This window comes from Bacteroidota bacterium, from assembly GCA_035506275.1.
GTDB lineage: Bacteria > Bacteroidota > Ignavibacteria > UBA10030 > UBA8401 > JAGVPT01.
This window is the reverse complement of the sequence record DATJPT010000008.1, coordinates 18,235-35,951: the sequence shown is the minus strand read 5'-3', so window position 1 is coordinate 35,951 and position 17,717 is coordinate 18,235. Positions and strand designations below refer to the sequence as shown.

Annotated in this window: 16 protein-coding genes; 3 read left to right on the top strand and 13 right to left on the bottom strand. The window is 48.4% G+C overall.

The window, feature by feature from the left end; translation table 11 throughout:
* Positions 1–9 precede the first annotated feature (9 nt).
* The 5 genes from VMF88_05590 to VMF88_05570 form a co-directional block, all read right to left on the bottom strand.
* Positions 10–912, bottom strand: coding sequence for a PorV/PorQ family protein (locus VMF88_05590; protein HTY10525.1), 903 nt, complete (start codon positions 910–912; stop codon positions 10–12).
* A gap of 8 nt (positions 913–920) precedes the next feature.
* Positions 921–1,814 carry a hypothetical protein gene (locus tag VMF88_05585; GenBank protein ID HTY10524.1) on the bottom strand — a complete coding sequence of 298 codons (894 nt, stop codon included), beginning with the start codon at positions 1,812–1,814 and terminating at the stop codon, positions 921–923.
* A gap of 58 nt (positions 1,815–1,872) precedes the next feature.
* The gene (locus VMF88_05580) at positions 1,873–3,405 is read right to left on the bottom strand and encodes a FlgD immunoglobulin-like domain containing protein (protein HTY10523.1); all 1,533 of its coding nucleotides are present in this window, start codon (positions 3,403–3,405) and stop codon (positions 1,873–1,875) included.
* Between the two features lie 35 nt (positions 3,406–3,440).
* Complete coding sequence (locus VMF88_05575) at positions 3,441–4,298, bottom strand: hypothetical protein (protein HTY10522.1); 858 nt, start codon at positions 4,296–4,298, stop codon at positions 3,441–3,443.
* A 150-nt stretch (positions 4,299–4,448) separates the two neighbouring features.
* A complete protein-coding gene (locus VMF88_05570) occupies positions 4,449–5,387 on the bottom strand; it encodes a site-2 protease family protein (protein HTY10521.1) in 939 nt (312 codons plus the stop codon).
* A gap of 477 nt (positions 5,388–5,864) precedes the next feature.
* Between VMF88_05570 and VMF88_05565 the strand changes: the two genes are divergently transcribed.
* The 3 genes from VMF88_05565 (at position 5,865) to VMF88_05555 (ending at position 8,789) form a co-directional block, all read left to right on the top strand.
* Positions 5,865–6,245, top strand: coding sequence for a hypothetical protein (locus tag VMF88_05565; GenBank protein HTY10520.1), 381 nt, complete (start codon positions 5,865–5,867; stop codon positions 6,243–6,245).
* Positions 6,246–6,568: 323 nt separating this feature from the next.
* On the top strand, positions 6,569–7,708 hold the full coding sequence (locus VMF88_05560) for a hypothetical protein (GenBank protein HTY10519.1): 1,140 nt from the start codon (positions 6,569–6,571) through the stop codon (positions 7,706–7,708).
* An 82-nt stretch (positions 7,709–7,790) separates the two neighbouring features.
* Entirely contained in the window at positions 7,791–8,789 is a 999-nt protein-coding gene (locus tag VMF88_05555; protein ID HTY10518.1) for a sigma 54-interacting transcriptional regulator, read from the top strand.
* A gap of 50 nt (positions 8,790–8,839) precedes the next feature.
* On the opposite strand, the gene VMF88_05550 is transcribed toward VMF88_05555, so the two are convergent.
* From VMF88_05550 to VMF88_05515, 8 genes are all read right to left on the bottom strand, one after another.
* Positions 8,840–9,604: a DUF1207 domain-containing protein gene (locus VMF88_05550; protein HTY10517.1), complete on the bottom strand. Its 765-nt coding sequence runs from the start codon at positions 9,602–9,604 to the stop codon at positions 8,840–8,842.
* A gap of 107 nt (positions 9,605–9,711) precedes the next feature.
* A complete protein-coding gene (locus VMF88_05545) occupies positions 9,712–11,337 on the bottom strand; it encodes a hypothetical protein (protein HTY10516.1) in 1,626 nt (541 codons plus the stop codon).
* Positions 11,334–12,047 (bottom strand): glycosyltransferase, encoded by a 714-nt coding sequence (locus VMF88_05540; protein HTY10515.1) that lies wholly within the window; start codon positions 12,045–12,047, stop codon positions 11,334–11,336. The genes VMF88_05545 and VMF88_05540 overlap by 4 nt, the downstream gene beginning before the upstream one ends.
* A 394-nt stretch (positions 12,048–12,441) precedes the next feature.
* The gene (locus tag VMF88_05535; protein ID HTY10514.1) at positions 12,442–13,545 is read right to left on the bottom strand and encodes a glycosyltransferase; all 1,104 of its coding nucleotides are present in this window, start codon (positions 13,543–13,545) and stop codon (positions 12,442–12,444) included.
* Positions 13,542–14,165: a polysaccharide deacetylase family protein gene (locus VMF88_05530; protein HTY10513.1), complete on the bottom strand. Its 624-nt coding sequence runs from the start codon at positions 14,163–14,165 to the stop codon at positions 13,542–13,544. Before VMF88_05530 ends, VMF88_05535 begins: the two co-directional genes overlap by 4 nt.
* Before the next feature lie 19 nt (positions 14,166–14,184).
* Positions 14,185–15,219, bottom strand: coding sequence for a glycosyltransferase (locus VMF88_05525; GenBank protein HTY10512.1), 1,035 nt, complete (start codon positions 15,217–15,219; stop codon positions 14,185–14,187).
* Positions 15,220–15,335: 116 nt separating this feature from the next.
* Positions 15,336–16,271 carry a lysylphosphatidylglycerol synthase transmembrane domain-containing protein gene (locus VMF88_05520; GenBank protein ID HTY10511.1) on the bottom strand — a complete coding sequence of 312 codons (936 nt, stop codon included), beginning with the start codon at positions 16,269–16,271 and terminating at the stop codon, positions 15,336–15,338.
* Positions 16,272–16,315: 44 nt separating this feature from the next.
* The gene (locus VMF88_05515) at positions 16,316–17,449 is read right to left on the bottom strand and encodes a glycosyltransferase (protein ID HTY10510.1); all 1,134 of its coding nucleotides are present in this window, start codon (positions 17,447–17,449) and stop codon (positions 16,316–16,318) included.
* Between the last annotated feature and the right edge of the window lie 268 nt (positions 17,450–17,717).

The window sequence follows — 17,717 nt, the reverse complement described above, 5'->3', positions numbered from 1 at the left end:
TTCCTGAATTTACAATCGGAACGTCAGCGAAAAGGTATGAGTGTCTCCCAATTGATCCAGAAACGGGACGTAGGCATAATCGAGCTGGAGCAAGCCGTACCGAAGGCCGAATCCGGCGGAGAATCCTTTTGCGTCGTAACCGAATTGATAACCCGTCCGAAAAGCGATGAAGGAATTGTACGCCAGCTCGCCTCCGATGTCGATGCGTGTTCCGTCGTCCTTAAAAGTCTTTAACGCGTCTCCGGCCAGCGTAAATGCGAGGTAATCCACGGGAGTGCTTTGGAATGAAGCTCCGAACCGAGCGCCTGCGGGAAGAATGATCGGCTCCGTCAGCAAGTTGCTCATTGAGCCGATGTTCGTCAACACGGCAGCGAACGCAAAATGTCGATCGTATTGATACCGGGCGCCGATATCGAGATCTGCGCCGTCGGATTCGTTGACATAGATTTTTTCATAGAGGAATTTACCCGTCGCTCCGATGCTGAGCGAGGTGTCGATGCGCCAGCTGGCGGTGGCGGAGATTGCAAGGTCGTGCAGTCCGAATGTTCCCTCGGGCGGTCCGGGCTGCTGGCGGATTTCGATATCGTCCACGTTTGTTGAATTGAACCCGAAGCCGAACGCAAAATGCTGTGAGTGAACCGCGGCTCCAAGAAATTCTGACGTTGTGCCGAAGACCCACTGCTTGTGCATGAGGGTGATTTCATCGTCCGACCCGAAAGAAATTCCCGCCGGATTATAATAGACGCCGGAGGCGTCGCTGGAAAGGGCGCTGTATGCTTCACCCATGCCGATGGCACGCGCGCCGACTCCTAATTTCAAAAATGCAAGTCCGGTCGAAGCATTTTCTGTTTGGGCGCAGAGCGAAAATGAGCATAAGCTGATAATGAGAAGCGTAACGTGTGCTCTTGTCATGATCGATCCTAAAATCTTGTCGAGAGGGAAAGGAGGTGCATTCCGAAAAGTCCATACGGCTCAATCACATACGCATATGTTATTACTGGCGTCAATGGGCTTGTACTCGTTAGCACGGTGAATCCGAATGTTGGAGCTGCCTGGGCCGGGTCGTCGGTCTGCCAATGATCAAGTCCGGCTCGGACGGTGAAGTAATCGCTCAAGACCAGTTCTCCGCCCACGCGAATAATGTTTGTGTTCTGATTGCTGTTCTCAAAATCCACCGAGATCAGACCAACGTTGTCGTTGAACGCATAGCTTAAACCGACCCTTCGGAGAAGGGGAAAAGGTTCCGTGGTGGTGTTTCCTTGATCGCCGTAAAGGTTCGAGGTGTCCCATTTATATTTTGCTCCCAGATCTTTCAGAACGACACCGAGGGTAAGGTTTTCGGAAAGACGCGCGATCCCGCCAACATCGATCCCGAGATCGGTTGATGAAATGTTCTCGTAAAGGCGGCAATAGTAGATCTTGAAGGCGATGCCAAGCGAAATAAACCTCGACATCCTGTTGGCGAACGCAAACGAAAACTGATTCTCCGATGTGAACAGATCTCCTGTTTGAAATCCGTCATTATCCCGGCCGTCGATTTTACTTACGCCGGCATTGATGATGCCAACGGAAAAGCCCGCGGTTGGTTTTATTGCCTGAGAATACGAAAGGGTGTTCAGCGACCGGTCGAGAGAGAGGAGCCCGTACGAAAGAGCAGCGACCCTGTCCGTCAAGAAAGGAGTGACCGCAGGATTGTAGTAGCTCGAAATATCTCCATCGATCACCGAAGTGAGTGCATTGGCCATTCCCATGCCCCGTCCGCCGAAACCGAGCCGAGAAAAAGCGCCCGGTGTTCCGGCAATCTGGCTTTGCACAGGCAAAACCACAATCAGAATCAAAAGCGGAATGAAAAATAGAAATTTCTTAGTCATCTTATTGAAGGACAAGGATTTTTCCCCACACAGGTTTTTCAGAACCGACCACGACTTGATAGAAATAAGGGCCGTTGGAGACTTGGCGACCCTTGTCGTTCCTTCCATCCCAGATTTCATCATGTTCTGAAACGCCGCTGCGGCTTGCATCAGAAACGACGGTCCGCACCAAGTTCATCCCGAAATCAAATATACGGATCGTGACATTTGCGGATGCTTTGTCGACATAATAGTGGAGCCGCACGCTTTGGTTCGCCGGTGAAAAAGGGTTCGGGAAGGCGTATGTTGATCGAGCGGAAGAAAGGCCCTGGGCGGCATGGAGAAGGCGCCAGGACGATCCGAACAAGTGAGCATTATCGTCCTCCGTTTGCACAACACCGTCCTCACCGCCGAACCAAACAGTCTCCCCTAAGACATTGACCGAATAAAATGCCGCTGTCGTGACGCGCTGCTTTGTGGAATCGTCGTAGATTGTTCCAGTTTCCATCCATGAATTCCCGACATCGGATGAACGAAAGATCCCATTATCAGTTACGGCATAAACCAATGAATCCTTGAAGCCGATATTGTGGCAAAACTCGCCGAGGAGCGTTGTGCTCCATGTCTGTCCGCTGTCCGCAGAAAAACTTACGCCCCGTTTCTCGTTTGGATCATCGGCATTCACGGTCGCCGCCCACATTATAGCTCGTCCCCCGAAAGTTTGTTTATTGAGTGCCACGACAAAATTTCCGGAAACCGGCAGCGCTTCATCGGTGTGATTGTATTTTACCCACGATTTTCCGCCATCGGTTGTTTTGTTGATGCCGCCGGCTGTTCCGATCCAGACATGAGACCAATCCTCTGCATACACGGAAAATGCCCGATGATTGAGGTTGCCGATGAGTCCGAGGTTTCCTGAGACAGGGGACATGTCAAACGCAAGCGAGTCTGTCGGTGAAATGCTGTCAAGACCATCGGGAGGAATTATGACAACCTGCCATGTTTTTCCTTTATCTGTTGACTTGCGCGCCATTCCTGCGTATGACGAAATCCAAACGGCGCTGTCTGTGGCGGCAATATCGTATGTTATATTGTTAACGTCGGTTTTCACGCCAAGGGCAAGAATAGTACTCTTAGAATTATAGAAGAGCGTGTCGACATCCTTGCTGTCCCTCGGTTGAGGAATCACCGTCCAAGTTTCTCCTCCGTCGGAAGAATAGCGTAGACCGCTTCCTACCGGAAGGTCGCTCCCTTCGCTTGTGGTATCGTGGGCGGTCGCGACCCACACTTCAGAGTTATGGATCGCAACTGCAGAGATATCTTCCTGCCCGAACTCGGGTCTCCCAAAATAGTTTGTCCAGGTTTGGCCGCCGTCCGTCGATCGGCTAAGTCCTTTGCCAGTGCCGAGCCACACAGTGTTACCGGAAATGACAATGTCCGTAACGCTGTTGCTCAATGGCGCATTCGACGTCGACACGGCTTTGGTACTTTCAAGCCGGTAGGAATTTTGATTGAGCAATTGTGCGTATGCTTCGGTCAAACTCAGGGAAACCATCACAATGGGACAAAGTATGGTACGAACGGTCACGTTCATCTGATGATTGTAATTTGCCTTGAAATAACGTTGGAGAAAGCGCCGGTTCGGTCAGTTGCCTTGAACGAGAAAATACGGTATGTCGGAAGCGGATCGGAGACCGTTGTTAGGGGAATGACAATTGTATAAATGCCGTCGTTTGCGACTGCATCTCCGCTTGTAAAGGGAGCACCAAATTGAGTATTGACGTTCTGACTTCCGTCATCATAAAGATAAAACACGCCGGCAGAACTTCCGTTCGGCTTTTGAGAAGTTAACGTAACCGAGACAATATCTGTTTGTCCGTCGGAATCTGCTGCCGCGATAGTGACCTTTACGAACGCTGTATCACCTGGCGTGGGGAGAGCGACAGTATCGGGCATCGCCAGGTTGGATACGACGGGTGCATGATTAGTGTTTTTTACGATGATGGTCTGAGCGACAATGTTGCTTTGAGCTTCGGGATCATTTACAGCTTGAAGTTGAACAGTATAAATTCCGACATCCTCTTTGAGGATATGGAAGTGAATAGTGGACGAGAACTTACCGCTGCCGTTGCTGTTCAAATTTCCCGATACGAGAACATTTGCTGAAGGGTCCAGCAAAGTAAATGTTACTACGGTCGATGACCCTGCATCGTTAACAACGGCCGAGAAGAGGATTGTTGTATCGACAGGGTCGGTGGGTTGGCTTGCGATATTTGTCACATCGATAAGGCTTGGGGATGCGCTCGCCTGACTGAGGAACGGCGGAGTCTCCGAATCGATCAATCCCTTGTCGGGAAGCTTGCATCCGGCTGCCAAGGACACAAGGAAAACGCAAAAGTATCTCTTCATTTTCATGGTCACAAAAAAACCGAGGACTGCGTCAGCCACTCGGTTATCGTACGCAGTCTCTTATTTATTGATTAATCTTCAGACATTACAACACAATAAAAGAGTATCAATCTAATCAATAAGAGAGTGCGAGTATATTAAGCTCTAGTAGAAGTGTACCAAAAGTTGGCATCAATGTCAATTGTGTATTTACAGGGAGATCGTGAACGGGGTCGGAACAAATGAAAGGCAAAGAATGCCGAAAGTGATCCAACCAATATTTCTTCTGGTTGGATCCAGCGGAGTTTCATCAAGCACCGGAGGATGATCAAGCTTAACCACAAGCAGAAGGATGAGTGCCCAGAAGAGCCAGCCTATCCAACCAAATGATACATGGACATTGATGACCGGAAGGAGTCCAAGGAGACCGATGACGACAATGACGACGAAGGCTGCGCGCGCAATGACCTTATGCTTTGTTCCAAACATTGTGTATGCCGCATGTCCGCCGTCTAGTTGGCCGACGGGGAGCAAATTCATCGCAGTCACAAACAGACCGAACCAGCCGGCACAAAGATACGGATAATGATACATTTCGGTCATAGGCGGAACGAATTGTCTCGTAGGATTCGTAAATACGAATGATAGCAATTGATAGAGCAGGGGACTGCCGAAGGTCAAGTCGACGCCCCCCTCGGGTTGAACCTGAGAGAAATATTGGGGATGGATTGAGAGGATAAATTCTTTTCCAGGGAGTGCAAGGAATCCATATGACAATACGATGAGCGTTGCCATGAATCCCGCTATAGGTCCGGCAACGCCGATGTCGAACATGATTTTTTTCGATGGTACGGCTGATCTTGTTCTGATGACCGCACCGAGAGTTCCGAAATTGACGACGCTCGGAAGAGTTGGGAAAGGGATAAAATATGGGAGTGTTGCGTCGACCCCGTGAATTCGGGCTGCAAAGTAGTGGCCGAACTCATGGCAGGCGAGAATAAAGAGAATGCAGAGTGAATAGGGGATCCCGCTAGAAAAGTTTGCTAAGTCGAACGGGTCGCGGTTCAGCCACTGGACTCCGGCGACGGTGATCGTAAAAAAACAGACAACAAAAAGAACCAAATGGATGATAATTTTTGAGAATTTCACGGGGAAATCGAAGTGGTTTCTTGCCGGCGTAGCCTAAAGGGCCGTTGCATAAGAAAGGTAGCTTATTTTTCCATGAAAAGGAATAGGAGGGAATTAAGGAACAAGGAAAGAATGCCGAGTAATACTGCGACTGCCATATGCCCTTCTAAAAATTCGAAGGGCATATGGCGATAATTCGAATTGGTGAGTGAGCCCACGAGGCAGGCTTCAAAGCGGTTCTTATTAAGTTAAGACCCGAAAAATACTCGATTGGAGAGCGCGCGTAAATTACTCCAACGCAAACACACAAAGAATAATCATAGCCTAGAGACCAACCGCAGTGCATTGGGTAAGCATCTGCAACCGTACTCTAATACTTGGACAACAATACCACTGATCGTCTATTTTTTTGCCAGAGATCAGGATGGCCGCGGAGCTGGTTGAAATATGACCGCATCCGCAGCAAAAGTCTTGCTTGGTCGCGGAGCTGGTTGAAATATGACCGCATCCGCAGCAAAAGTCTTGCTTGGTCGCGGAGCTGGTTGGAATATGACCGCATCCGCAGCAAAAGTCTTGCTTGGTCGCGGAGCTGGTTGGAATATGACCGCATCCGCAGCAAAAGTCTTGCTTGGTCGCGGAGCTGGTTGGAATATGACGGCATCGGCGGCGAAACTTGCATTTGACGTCGATTGCTGCAAGCCTGCAGCATCAGGCGCTATGCATTCATTACCAGCAGCTAGAGTGTTGCTGACCAAGATCGATTCTGCTCGCGAAATTGCAAAATTTGTCGCTACTATCAGCGCGATAGTCACTACGACAGCGCGTGCTTTCTTTGCATTAACCCTATTTTGCATTTTTATTACTCCTTTGAGTGTGTAAGTGTGTTGGGTAGGTTTATTATTAATAAGCTTAGGAATATAATTTCGGAATCCTCAAAAAATACTTAACCATTACGTGCTCCACCTACATTGAAGTTACTAGGTAACAGTACGGATGTAATACTGTCGAGAAATCTTTTTCAAGGAAGTGAGTGATCCATGTCACCTACTTATTCGCAAAAAAATAACGAAATTAAGAAGGTTTGTCAAGCAGAAAGTAAAATTCCTCGATTTTAGCGGAAAAATGCGCCTTTTCGGGTTCACTGCTTTTGAATAGCTGACAAATTTCTTGACAAAGAAAGAAAAAAGACTTAATATTGAACCATGAGAAAAAGCTCAAAAATATTGTGGCTGTGGGGCGCGGGCTCCAGTTTAATCGGGTTGTCGTCACTGGTCCGTTCAGCGCCGCAGTTGGGATACGCAACTTTAATAATGACATCTGCTACGCTCCTCATTGGAATTATATCGGTGTTTCTTATTTTTCACGAGCCGAACAAGAAAAACAAATTTCTTTTTGTGAACTTTGCCCTTTTCTTCTTCCTAGGATTTTTTTCATTAACGGTGAATTTGCTCGCCCCGATTCTTTCCCGAATAGATCAGTACGCTCCATTTGTTCTCGTCCAATGGATTAAAGGGGCCAATTATCTTATGCTAGCATTCGCGGTTGTCTACCTCGTATTAGACTCGCTCTTCCGCGAACTCGGTGTGCGCCTTAAATATCTGGCGGCATTCGCCATTGTTGGCGTTTTTTTCGTCATGTATTTTGGTGACATTATCGTCAACCCTAAATTCAGTTATTCGACTGCGGATATCCAGGACTTCCGTGTTGTGGACCATGCATTTTCCCTGCTTGAAAAAAAGACTGGAAAAGCACCCAGCGCAGAAGAGATTGCAGCGACAATCACGCTTCCAGCGTGGCGTGACAACCAATCCGTAGGCAAGTTGTTTCCTGAAAATAATATTTTGCGAATAAGGGAAATATTGCCATATCTCGACGGCGAGAACTACCTCATCCTGTTGTATAAGCCGATTAACTTGTACGTCATCAAGATGAACGTCGTCGCCTGCTTCTTTATCATTTTGTTCTTCGGCTACCAGTACCGTAAAGACCCTCCTCAAGGAGCATACGTCGACAAAATCATGTTCCTTTTGATCCTTTATTGTTCCATGGAAATTTTCCATGCTTGGAGCTACATTCACGCAATAGAATGGGAAGAGTTTATTCAGCTCTTTGTTATTGGCCAATATGTTACTATATTTATTCTGTTGTTGATTGCAATGTTCTTTGCGCTGCGATTGCGTTTTGTGACTTCGGTAGCTGGAGAGTTTTATGAGAATGAATTGGTTCATAGCGCTCAACATATTACTCGTTGGCGTGATTGGCTTGATAATTTTATTCTACATTATTTTTTTAACCCGAAAGCGGTTAAGGGAGTATTTTTTTCACAACGAGCCAAAAACTAAAGCAAGTGTTTTTATTGTGCAGCTGTTGAATTTTTTTCGACTGCGATAGCGGGGGAAACAAGATCCTATGAAGAGTCTCACTATGCCCGAAACACCGGTATCAAATCATTATCCTATTATCGGCAAGAGCAAAGCTGTTGAGAATGTTCGCAAGCTTATCGCAAAGCTCGCTCGAACACGGAATGATATTATCATCGTCGGTGAAGGCGGCGTGGGGAAGGGGGCGATTGCCAAGAATATTCATTACCAGAATACGGATGGTAATGACGAGCAGCCATTTGTCTCAGTGAATCTTTCGGTTATCGACGATAAAGAAATGGAGGCCGTTCTCTTCGGATTTGAAAGAGGTGCAGAACGATTGCCGTACACCTCGAAGAGGGGTATCTTTGAAATTGCCAATGGCGGCACGGTTCTTATCGAGGAGCTTGAAGAAGCGTCGTTCCGCAATCAAATGAAGATCATGACGCTCTTGAACGAGCGGAAAACTCGGCGCATCGGCGGCATGAAATCAGCAGCAGTCGATATCCGTCTGATCATCACTCTTAAAGATGGACTCAAAAATTTATTCGAGCGAAGAAAAATTATCCCGGAATTGTACGAGAAGCTTGCCGAGTTTGAAATAATTTATGTGACGCCTCTCCGAGAGCGCGCTGAGGATATACCGCTGCTCGTTAAGTACTTCATCGGGGAAATCAGCAAAGAGCTCGGCTTGGGCGATATCGTTATCGACATCAACGCTATCGACGTCCTCGTGCGGCAAACCTGGAGGGAAAATATCCGTGAGTTAAAAGCGGTTGTCGATAAATCGGTCCTGTTCTCCCAAGGCGGCAGATTTACGCTGCCTCCTGAGCTGGTGGATGAGAAGACCGAGGTAGTGAAGATGATCAACAATATTATTGCGGGTCAGGAATTTGTCCTGGACCGGTCGCTGGACACAATCGAGAAGGGAATTATTGAGAGGGCCCTGGATCGCTTCTCACTCAACCAATCGAAAGCAGCCCAATTTCTCGGGATGACGGAGCAAACGCTGCGGTACAAACTTCGAAGACTAGGGATAGCAAGTTCCCACCAAAGAGTCTGAAAAGGGTATGTTGACCCTGCAAATCCCGTCCTGGCGACGGGATTTTTTTTTCAAAATTCGATCAGGAATCCGAGAGCAAAATAATTGTCTTTGACGTTGTAATACTCTCCATGGATGCTGTAGCCGGAAAAGTAACTCGCATACAGGTTCAACCCCCTTCCATCCCACTGGCCGAATTTTCCCCCGATCTGAACATTGTGCCGGACCGAGGTTTCCAGGATCTTTAGAAGCGTTGCCTGGTATGCCGCGTAGAGATTCACACTGCTCCACAAGGAATTATGGTATTCCGCACCCCCTTCGGCGATAAACCGAGCTAGGTTTTTAGGATCAACATGGAAAAGATACGTTAATCCTGCATACACACGAACGTTGTTGTTCATCGATGCCGGCTCAAATGCCGCTACACCGTCGAGAAATTCTCTGCTGTACACAACTGGCGGACGCGAATCCTTCCACGCTCCAACAGTATTGTCATAATGGCCGTCCACAAAATGAGAGCTGATATGGCTGATGCGAAGACGGGATGAGAATATCCCTCCATCAAGGTCCTTTTTATAGTTGAAATTGACTCCAAAAAAATAATCCGAGGCGTCGACCGGAAAGTGAAAATGCTGCTCTCCGCGGAGCAAGGTATATGTAAAGAAATCGGAACCCATTGTGAGCAGAGAACTGTCATTTGCAAACCGGTATTGAAGCAGGTCAACTGAGTTGCCGATGTCGAGCCTGAGCCTGTTTTTTCCGGCCTCAGCGAGCATGCCGTCTCGGGGCTCGTAGGTGTTGGCTACAAGAGGTTTGAAGAGGAGGCCGGACGACACAAACGTAAGTTGATTTGCGGAAGAGCTGTCCCTTTTTTCCGCTGAGAACAGTGTCAAATAAGGAAGAGATACAACCGCAAAAAATATTACTAAGAGTTTCTTTTTGTTCATAAATGCTGAATCCATATTGGGTTTGTGTAACAAAATCCGAATGCCCCATTAATGTGAGCCTGGAAGGTACAGGCTTCTATGCGGAGATACGATAAGCTCTTTGAACGAAGTATTTCAATGTTATATGTCGAATCGATAGCAAAGGATCCTAAGAATTCCCTTTTGATTCTCACAGTCTCCTGGGTAGTCCCGATCGTTCCGGCAATTATCCTGAGTTCGCTAAACGCCCCGAACTCATTCGTCGTCGTGCCCTGAATGTGAATCTTGAGGCGAGCCCCTCGAATGCGTTCTCCGATCGCCGCTTTTTCACTCGATTCATTGATGACTGAAAAGATCACCAAGGGCCCGCTGGTGATGACCGAGTGCCCGAGTTGGAGCGATTCAAGGATTGCCGCTTCTGTGGTCGATGGAACTTGCAATGCTGTCCTCATTTTTCCAAAGAGCTGGCGGTCATGTTCGCGAATGGTGAAGAAGGGGATGCCGATCTGCTTGAAGCGGTTGAAATTCCCATGTGCGTCGTTTCCCGCTGCAATGAAAATTCTTTTTCCGCGAAGGAGAAGCGTAACCCAGTATTCCATGCCCTTGAAAAATGCATGATTGATCTCACCGTTGAGCACTTGAACGCCGGCTAATCCATCATGGTCCATGTCATCGAGGCCCCACGTGCCCCGCTTAATTAGCAGCCACTGGAAAAAGGGAGCCGGCTCCGTAGGGTGACCGGCATAGGCGACGACACTTCTCTCTTTTTTGACTAGAATGTCGCGGATCGTATGTTCAGCTTTTGTACGGAACCACTTTTCTGCCCCGTCTCCGGATCCGGCAAAAAACTTCTTCGTTCCCCATAACAGCAAATGAACATTCCGGTTGGCAGAATTAAAGCATGAAACCTCCTCACCGCGCACGACTGCAAAGTGCTCATTCTCGAGATTTATTTCTTCTATTTCTTTTTGCTGCAGTTTCCATTTTGGCAGTTCGGGATCGTTGATGAGAAAATTGTCCACACGGTCATCTAGGTCGTACGAATGGTCGGTGACGCAAAAATAGGTTAGACCCATCGCTTTGGAAAGCTCCACAGATGCACCAATCGGTGCACCAAATTCGACTTGATCATCAGTATACGACGAGTGAGTGTGAGTGTCTCCCTGAATCCATCCCGCCAAAGTAGGCAGTGCCTGTTCGGACCGGTAAAAGCGCAGACTCTTTTTCGAAGAGGTTTTGTGATTGTCGTTTTTTGACGAATACTGAACTCCGCCGATCGTATAGCGAATGTGCACATCCACATCGATATGTCCGAATATTTCGCGTATTTCGTTATCAAAAGGAATAGCAAGAACTTTCCACCAGATCTTATCCGTTATCCGGGTATAGAGTGCATGGTCACTCGTGTGAACAATGCTGGCGTTTTGGCGGAGCTCAATTTTCACCGAGTCTAATGTTATTGGAAAACGATCGCTGTCTTTGATGAGCAGGAGGATCGGGAGAGGGGAGCTCGGTTCAAGGCGGTGCGGAATATCCGCAAGGATTTCAGGTTCGGACTGCTTGAGGTAGCTGAAAAAATATTTGAACCGGTAATGGGTTTCGGCATACAACAACGGAAAGGAAACGACCGGGAACGGCATCATTCGCTATCCTCCGGTATGCTCTTAATTTGCCTTAATAACCTCTCTATAGAAACACCAAGCGAAGAAGTATGAGATTCTCGTGGCGGATATCCTCGATAGCGATGTGCTTCATCCAATGCATTGCTTAGTGAAAAATTTTCCTGATCGGAAACACAGAACGTTCCAGTATCTTTTAATCGCGCGGCAAGATACACCTGTTCTGTTTGCCCCGGTGTCGGTATAAGGATCGCATTCTTCCCCAGCGCATCAAGATCCATGAGCGTGCTGTAACCCGGACGAGAAATGACGATGTCGGAAGCAAGGATAGCGTTGTTGAGTCCTTCAGAATCAAGCGAAGAAATGACGGAAATTGATTCCGATAGTTTAATGCGCTGTGTCTTTTCCGGGATCCCCCTTACCACCAACGATTTACAACGAACCTTTTTCAGCTCTTCCAGTAAAATGTTTTCCAAAATCGTTCGCTGCGGTTCCGGGCCAGAGAGAAGAGCGAGAATGTCGTATTCTTTTTGAACGTTTGATTTTTGTTTGAACCGGGTTAACGGCCCAATGTAGCGCGCATTTTTCGGGGGAGAATAACGGTGTGACAGCTTTCCCGAAAGATTGTTCTCGTCCGCATAATCGGGTATCCAGCATTCGCTGTATCGTTCTATAAGTCCTTTATTGAGATGATATACGATATACGACGCCCATTGAAGACCCTTCGGCATCATGATGCTGATCTGATGGGAGATATAGATGCAGGGGATCTTCTTCGTAAACAATCCGAACCGATTGTCGGAAATTACGGCATCGATCTTCAAACTGTGGATGATCTTTTTCAATTCCCGGTGCTCTCGGAAAAAAGATCGAACCAGCTTCGGAATTTGCCGGATGATTGTGGAAACGATGCGGTCGTCCGGAGGATAGGTTGCCAAGAAACCAGGAAATCGCACGAAGGTATGCGTCGGAAATTCTCGTTTCAATAAATCATACGGTCGTCCGTCGGCTGCGATAATGACCTCGGCCCCTTGGTCGGTCAGCCCTTTGATAATCGGGATGCAGCGAGTGGCGTGTCCTAAGCCCCAGTTCAACGGCGCCACTAATATTTTTTTACGCTCACTCACGCTAATACGTTCTCCCTTTCCATACTACTTTACCCCCGAGAAAAACGGCAAAAGGGAGGATGATGACATACAACAAATAGTAGAGTTCGAAAAGCCAGAAATATTTCAGTTGGCCGAGTTGGCGTGTCCTTTGCAGCGGTATTCTGAGGAGGATATAATCACAAGCAAGTTTTAAAATGATTCCCGAAATGAAGAACGAATGGAACGGGTGAAAGAAGAAGCCCGTGAGCAAATAGACGTGCATGCAGAATGCAATTGCCATGATCGACAGGCCGCTCACCGGCATAGCTTTGCCGCCCACACCCCATCGCCGCTTCTGTCTGTAGAGTTCCGGAACTGTTCTGCATGCTCTACTGAAGACGAGGCTCCCCTCCTCCAATGGATATCGGTAGCCCCATCGACCGCTGCGAGTGATGGCTTTGAAGAGGGCAAAATCCTCCGTGACGCTGAATGGAATCCCCCGGTAACCGCCGACCTCGTCATACGCTTTTTTTCTGAATGAGAAATTATTGCCGATGCAGCTGAGCGGATTCTTCAAACCCATCGACGCGGAGGCGACAGCGAGAATATAGGCCCAATCGAGCGATTGCATTCCGGCGAACCATCCTTCCGGACGAAGCAATGTCAACCCGGCAACGACGCCTGTATCCTCTGCGTAGTGCTGAACTGTTGACCGAGCCCATGTCGCCGGCACAATGCAATCCGCATCGGTCATGAGAATAATTTCTCCCGTGGAAGCATCGATCCCTTGCGCGATGGCATTCGCTTTGCCGCGAAGATGGTCTGAAGATCGTTTTCCCTCAATCGCTTTGACGTGAGGATGCTTACCGGCGAAATCACGGATAATGCTCAGCGTTTCGTCCGTAGAACGGTCGTCAACAATAATAATTTCAAGCTTATCGATAGGATAGTCGAGCCGGGTAAGCGAATTGAGGCAGGCGCCGATGTTGTCCTCTTCGTTTCTTGCGGCGGTGACGATCGAAATTGTAGGTTCAAAAAAAATCCTTTTCTCAAACCGTTCTCTCGTCAAGCCGAAGATGAAGAAAAGACATTGCGCGCAGTACAATCCCGCAACAATGATGAAAAGCGTGCTCTCAGTCGTCAATGGATCGGTTGGAAGGTAAAGCCGCGTTCCTGAATGTTTGAAATGACCCGCGGCAGCACATTCTGAACTCTGGATTTTGTTAATTCGTTGTCGTGCATAAGAAGGATCGTCCCGGCCGAGAGCTTTGTCATCGCGGTTACACGGACACGCTCGTCGGTCCAGTTCTTTCGAAAATCACCGGACGACGTCGTCCACATAATCAGCCGATAGTGCAGTTCTCGTATCGCCGAGATAGTGTTCCATGTGAAGAAACCGTAGGGAGGACGGAAGATGTTCGCGGCGCGGGCTCCGGAAAGTGCAATTGCTTCTTCCGTCTGTTGAATTTCCGTGAGCGTGATCTGCTTGGACCACGCCATCGACCGGGTATGATTGAACCCGTGCACACCGATGCTGTGTCCTTCCGATTCAACTTCTTTCACCAGAGATTGATGTTCCTTCGCAGCCCTTCCGCTCAGAAAAAAAGTTGCCTTGATTCTACGCTTCTGCAAGATGTTCAGCACTATCGGCGTGGCAACGGGATGCGGCCCATCGTCAAACGTTAGGAAAATATCGGGGGAATCCATTTTCCAGACGAACCACGGAAAGAGGATCCGATGGATACGATTTTTGTGCGAGATCATCGTGTTCAAAAAGTAAGTACTAGGCGTGCTGGGCAATTTCGCGTTTCATCCGTCTCCCCTTCCACTCAAAGCTTCCAAAAACACTTCCGAAAACTGCTGCAAGGATAATCGGAATATGGATGAGCTCTGAAACAAAGAAATATTTCATCACACCGTCAACACGGGTCAGCCGGGCGAATCGTGAGATGATCCGATAATCGATTGCGAACTTGAACGCCAAAATAATGTATGGTACGGGGTAAAAATAGAAAAGGGAAACAGGCAATAAAAAAAACAGCAGCAAGTAAAGGAAAAACGAAGCGCCGAGAAATACCAGCGTTGAAAAACGATAATGCGAAGTATGCCCGGCCCACCTCATACGTTGATGAAGGAGCTGCCGCCAGCTGAGAACGGGTAGGGTCGTTGCATGTGACTCGGGTTCATACGCGAATCGCATTCTCCACTGGGGTGTCGCAGCGATTCTCTGTGCAAGCAAAGAATCGCTCCCAGAATTCACCGTGAGCATCGATTCAAAGCCTCCGACGTCTTCAAATGCTTTACGCCGGATCCCTAAATTACTGCCGTTGCAATTGACGGGAGCGTTCATGGCAATCGCCCCCGCGCCGCACGTTGTCTGTGAAAATAAATCGATGAATTGGAAGCCAAACAATAAGGAGGAAATATCCTTGGTTTTTTCAATGAGCGTCAGCCCTGAGATGACGCCCACATCATCGTTGAAATGTCGTACCATCGACGAAATCCAATGCGGCCCGACAACGCAGTCGGCGTCGGTGCGAAGAATGATTTCGCCCGAAGTGCTCTTTATTGCCTCGTTGATCCCATCGATGATCGGCGAAACGCCGAACGGATGGCCGCGGAGCTGCAAAAGCCTGAGGTTCCGGTTCCTCCTCGCTAATTCATTGATAATGTCGCCGGTTCGGTCAGTCGATTGATCATCCACGACTGTTATTGTGTATTTCTCCGCTGGATAATCCTGGTCCAGAAGCGAGGCGACGCACCGTTCAATATGATGTTCCTCGTTCCTTGCAGCGATGACGACTGAAACTGTGTACAAACGTTCGTTTCTCCCGGGGCGCAATCGCGATAGTCCCACATAAAATACAAGAAGTTGTCCCGCATAGATAGCCGTGAGCGCGAGCATCACAAGCCAAAATATAGAGAGAAAATCGTTCACGCCGATGCCTTTTCTTTCACCGATTTAAGCCTGAAGATCAGGAGCGAGCCGAGAAGACTCGGAAAAAAAATATTCACAAAGAAAACACACATCGATGCGTTAAAGGCCGAAGCGGCGGATATACCAGCCCGTGAGAAAAAGAAAATGGCGGTCGATTCCCGAATCCCCAAATCGCTGAATGAAATGGGGAGAATGACCGACTTTGTAAATAACATGCTCGAGGCGCAGATCGCAGAGACACTGAACGAAACCGGCTCGAATGCACGGACAAAGAAATGATACTGCGCGATGATAATGACGTAGAATACGATTGTCAGCAGAAGCATGACCCGTGCCTGGCGCCGATGGAAGACGTCCTTCATGAAAAGGAAGGCTGAGACAGCTCTGTATCTACGAATGCGGTGAAGAAACATCCGCAAAATATTTTTCAATACATCCGGATAGAGGACGACAGCCAGCGACGAAAGCACGATCAACCCGACAAGCACTGTCATCCACGGAGTCCAATATTGCGGCAAGTAGAAGATAAAAAAGAGCCATGCCCCGATGACTCCCGCGATCACCGTCAACGCCAACATATACAATTTATCGATAAGGCTGACGGCCAGCACCTGAACCGCCGGCAGAGAAGAGAGCGTTACCATTCTGCCGCCGTGTTCGCCCACTTGTCCGGGCGTAAAAAAACCGGCCGAGAATCCGATAAAAAGAGAAGAAAAGATCTCTTCGTTAGAGACAGTGCTGGAGATTAATCTCATAACATAGCGCCAGCGAACAAACTGGATTCCTGCATTTGCGAATGCCATTCCTATACCGACGATCAAATACACGACATTGGCGTGAAGAATCGATTGGCGCAAAGTACCGATGTCAATATAAAGAACGAGGGCAACAAGCAGGCCGACGCCGACGACGACTTTAAGGACGACCGCAATCCTGGGGTGAACGCGAATATTCCTGATTTTTTCTATCGTTCCTACTATGTTTTGCCCCCTTTCCAGTTCACGGTTCCGACAAGGCCGAGCGGGCCGATCAATGAGTTGTAGATAACCGATGCGATCTCCAGCGGAACGACCGACCGGCGCAATCCCGCGTCGCCAAAGAGGGAGGTGGCCCGGTGAAAAACCAGCGTATCGATGATGAATTTCGCTGCAAGGGATATCAGGCCGATCCAGGGAAAAAACACCAGAGAAAGGACAGCCAGAGCGTTGAACGAATGGATCAGGCCGAACTCGATTTTCATCCGAAGAGTATAATGACGGGCTGCGGAAATATGTCTCCGCTTTTGTTTGATGAAATGACCGAGCGACCGGGGCGGGACGGTTTCCACGCCGCATTCTCTCGAGGTCATATACCGGATTTTCCACCGGGTGTCCCTCTGGACGACCTGAAGGAAAAGATCATCGTCGCCGCTGACGGAATGCTTTATTTTCTCAAAACCATTCACTTCATGAAACACGGCCTTGCGGTATGCGAAATTTCCTCCCGATGCAAGATACGCATGGCCCAGTCCGACACCGGCGGCAGCGCCCGCAGTTTTCTTAATTTCAAGATAACGGAGAAAAAGATTGAACCAGCGGCCGAACAGGGTCTCGGGGAATTGCTGTTCCAGAGGACAATAGCCTGCGACGGCGCCTACGTCGGGAAGGAATTCTCTCGCGATCGACGTCAGCCAAATGTCGGGGGGAGCACAATCGGCATCGGTGAAAGCAAGGATGTCAAACCGGCTCTTCTTGATCGCTTCATTCAACGCATTTTTCTTTGGTGGGAGGCCGGACGCGATTTCGCCGATAGTGACCAAAGTGATATTGGGATATCGCCGCTGATAGTTTTTTACGATCGCGGCAGTTCCGTCGGTGGAACGGTCGTCGGCGACGATGATTTCGAAAAGATGCGGCGGATAATTTTGCCGGACGAGCGATTGGAGGCATCGTCCGATGTTTGCCTCTTCATTCCTAGCCGCGACGATAACGGAAATATTCGGTTTTTCCGCTGAGGTGTTTTGTTGAAGGCGCAGAAGCTTTTTTAGTCCAAAAATGATAAAGGAGTTCAGGGTGCAATAGCTGAGAAATAGTAGACCCAAAAGGAGGGTGAAGCAGAATTCAACATTCATAATGAGAAAATACGCAAATCACAATTCCGAAGCAAGCAGCCCCACCGGCGGGTAGTGCCTGAATTTGAATTTACTTCTAAACATGGGTGAACTTTAATGCGAAATAATAGTCAAAAGAAGATGAAGAAGAAAGAACTCATGTTCGCAATCAGCAACGCTATGAGTAAGAGCGAAGCTGTGTGCTTTGCCCGAAGCCTCACAGTGGATGAACCCAAGTTCTTAGTTCGGGTATGGGAGAACGCCAACGCCAGGACTACGGCTAAGAAGG